The sequence below is a fragment of the Zoogloea oleivorans genome (assembly GCF_008107625.1).
In the GTDB taxonomy this organism is placed as follows: domain Bacteria; phylum Pseudomonadota; class Gammaproteobacteria; order Burkholderiales; family Rhodocyclaceae; genus Zoogloea; species Zoogloea oleivorans.
Map to the genome: position 1 here is coordinate 1 of NZ_SDKK01000071.1, position 3152 is coordinate 3152.

Here is a 3152-nt window from a genome sequence, read left to right on the forward strand (position 1 = left end):
CTGGCTTCTCAGGAAGCGGCCCGACCCGGAGTCGAAGAGAATCGCCAAGGCGCCGTCGCGTGAGCGCAAGGGGCGACGTAAGACGTGACGGCTTTCTGGTGAAGTGGCTTCACTTGCCAGAGTCCGACAATATTCAGGGAGTCATCAATGAAGATGCGTACGAAACCGCGCGCAATTTGGTTGTACGCCGTGCTGCTGGGGGCATTCAGTCTGGTTGCGCATGCCCAGGACGTCCCGCTTGGTGCCAACGTCGAGTCGCTGCTGGACTTCGCCCGCAGCCGCAATCCTGAATACGCCTCGATGCGTTACGAGGCTGAAGCCGCCGCCGAGCGGGTCACGCCGGCCGGCGCCTTGCCGGACCCGAAGTTTCGTACCGAACTGCGTGACATCACCCGCATGGGTGACCAGAGCCCCACCCTGGCGCCGGCCCGGGTCGGCAGCACGCGTTACCTGTTGATGCAGGACGTGCCGTGGCTCGGCAAGCGGGATCTCAAGCGGGAGATCGCCGAACTCGACGCGCGTGGCGCCGACGGACGCGCCAGCGGCACTTGGGCGGAGCTCGCCGCCCGCATCAAGACCGCTTACTCGCAGCTCCAGTACGTCCATCGCAACGAGCAATTGACCCGCGAAATCCTCGACCTGATGACGCGCCTGGAGAAGATCGCCCAGGTGCGCTACGCCGGAGGGCTGGCCGCCCAGCAGGACGTGATTCGGGCGCAGGTGGAGCAGACCGGCATGAAGAGTGAGTTGGTTGCCCTGGAGAATGAGCGCCGGCAATGGCAGGCGCGGCTGAATGCCCTCCTTGCAAGGCCCAGCGCGTCCCCACTTGCAGTGCCAGAGCGGCTGAGAACGCTGCCAGCCCCGGCCCAGCTCGACCCGCGGGCTCTTGAGGAGCGTGTGCGGACAAAGAACCCGCAGCTCTTTGCCGAAGAGGCCCGGATCCGCTCGGCCGAGAAGAATCGCGAACTGACTTACAAAAACCGCTACCCCGACTTCACGCTGGGTGTCTCGCCGATCCAGTACCAGGGCTCCGTGAAGGAATGGGAGCTGATGGTCGAACTGAACCTGCCCCTGCAGCAGGGTTCCCGCCGGGCCCAGGAGCGCGAGTCGGAAGCCATGCTGTCGGCCGCGCAAGCCCGTCGCGACGCGACCGCCAATCAGGTCTTGGGCGAACTGGCTGAGAACCTGTCCGGCTTCGATGCTGCGCGGCGAACCGAAACCCTTGCCGCAACCAGCCTGTTGCCGCAGTCCGAACTGACTTTCAAGGCCGCGCTGGCCGGTTACGAAACCGGCAAGGTGGATTTTGCGACGCTGCTCGACGCCCAGCGGCAGATTCGCCAGGCCCGGCAGGGCCGCATCAAGGCCCAGGCGGAAGCCCAGCTACGTCTTGCAGAAATCGAACGAATCCTCGGAGAAGATCTATGAAAACAGGCGCAGGTATTGTGATCGGCCTCTCGGTCGCCCTGGCTGCCGGTGGTGGCTACTGGCTGGGCCAGCGGCCGGTGGCCGGCCACCCGGAGCCCTCTGTGGCTGTTGCGACGACATCTGTTGAAGGCATGAAAAAGGAGCGCAAGCTCCTCTACTACCGCAACCCGATGGGCTTGCCGGACACCTCGCCGATGCCCAAGAAGGATCCGATGGGGATGGACTACGTCCCGGTCTACGAAGGGGAGGCGGACGAGCCCCCGGCAGCCAACTCGATCAAGATCAGTACCGAGAAAGTGCAAAAGCTTGGCGTGCGTACCGAGGCAGCGGAACTGCGCGCCCTCGACAAGCAGGTGCGCGCTGCCGGCCGGATCGAGATCGATGAGCGGCGCAGCTTTGCCATTTCCCCGAAGTTCGAAGGCTACGTGGAGCGCCTGCACGTGAACGTCACCGGCCAGCCGGTCGCCAAGGGCCAGCCGCTCTTCGAGGTGTACAGCCCGGAACTGGTCTCCGCCCAGCGTGAATACACCATCGCCGCCCAGGGAGTCGACGCTTTGAAAGATGCCGGCAGCGAAGCCCGGAGTGGCATGCAGCAACTGGCCGAATCGAGCTTGCTACGCCTCAGGAACTGGGACATCTCCGAGGAGCAGATCCGTGCCTTGGCGAAATCCGGTGCATCCAAGCGCACGCTGACCTTCCGCTCCCCGGTTTCCGGCGTCGTCACCGAGAAGAAGGCTTTGCAAGGCATGCGCTTCATGCCGGGCGACACCTTGTATCAGGTGGCCGACCTGTCGTCGGTGTGGGTTGTCGCCGACGTGTTCGAACAGGACATCGCTCAGGTGCGTACGGGGGCCGTTGCAAAGGTGCGCATCAATGCCTACCCGGACAAGGTCTTCGAGGGCCGCGTGACCTATGTCTATCCGACCCTCAATGCGGAAACGCGAACGGTGCCGGTGCGGGTCGAACTGGCCAATCCGGGCCAGCTCCTGAAGCCCGCGATGTTCGCCCAGGTTGAGGTGCCAGTGGGGGGCAAGGGACAAGTGGTCACGGTGCCGGCCTCGGCCGTGATCGACAGTGGAACACGTCAGATCGTCCTCATTGCCCGAGGCGAAGGACGTTTCGAGCCCCGTGAGGTCAAGCTGGGTGCCCGAAGCGATACCCATCTGGAAGTGCTCAGTGGCGTGAAGGCTGGCGAAGAGGTGGTGGTCGCGGCGAACTTCCTCATCGATGCGGAAAGCAACCTGAAGGCAGCGGTCGGAGGCTTTGGACACTCCGGCCATGGCGCTGCACCGAAATCCGAAAAGGACGGCGACAAGGCGGGACTTGCACCCAAGACAGCGGGTCATCGTGCCGAAGGATCGGTCGATGAGGTGGACGCCAAAGCCGGTACGGTCAGCCTGAGTCACGGCCCGGTCGCCAGCCTGAAGTGGCCGGCGATGACCATGGAGTTCAAGGTGGCCAATCCATCGCTGCTGCAGACCTTGAAGCCGGGTGCCAAGGTCGATGTCGAGTTCGTCGAGCGTCAGCCCGGTGAATGGGTCATCACCTCGGCTGTGCCTGCCAGCAAGGCGGCAACGCCGGTGCCTGCAGCCAACCCTCACACAGGCCACTGACAGGACACATCATGCTTGCCAGGATCATCGACTGGTCGGGCCGGAACCGCTTCCTGGTTCTGCTCGCCACGCTTTTCATTCTCGCCGCCGGGGTGTTTGCGGTGCTGCGCACCC

2 protein-coding genes are annotated in these 3152 nt (G+C 64.1%); both read left to right on the plus strand.

Annotated features, from left to right (window positions below):
• Positions 1 to 147 precede the first annotated feature (147 nt).
• Complete coding sequence (locus ETQ85_RS25655) at positions 148 to 1425, plus strand: TolC family protein (RefSeq protein WP_148581814.1); 1278 nt, start codon at positions 148 to 150, stop codon at positions 1423 to 1425.
• The gene (locus ETQ85_RS25660; RefSeq protein WP_148581815.1) at positions 1422 to 3038 is read left to right on the plus strand and encodes an efflux RND transporter periplasmic adaptor subunit; all 1617 of its coding nucleotides are present in this window, start codon (positions 1422 to 1424) and stop codon (positions 3036 to 3038) included. The genes ETQ85_RS25655 and ETQ85_RS25660 overlap by 4 nt, the downstream gene beginning before the upstream one ends.
• Positions 3039 to 3152 lie beyond the last annotated feature (114 nt).

Coding starts and splice junctions, on each gene's coding strand:
- ETQ85_RS25655 (WP_148581814.1), top strand. CDS start 148: ATGAAGATGCGTACGAAACCGCGCGCAATTTGGTTGTACGCCGTGCTG.
- ETQ85_RS25660 (WP_148581815.1), top strand. CDS start 1,422: ATGAAAACAGGCGCAGGTATTGTGATCGGCCTCTCGGTCGCCCTGGCT.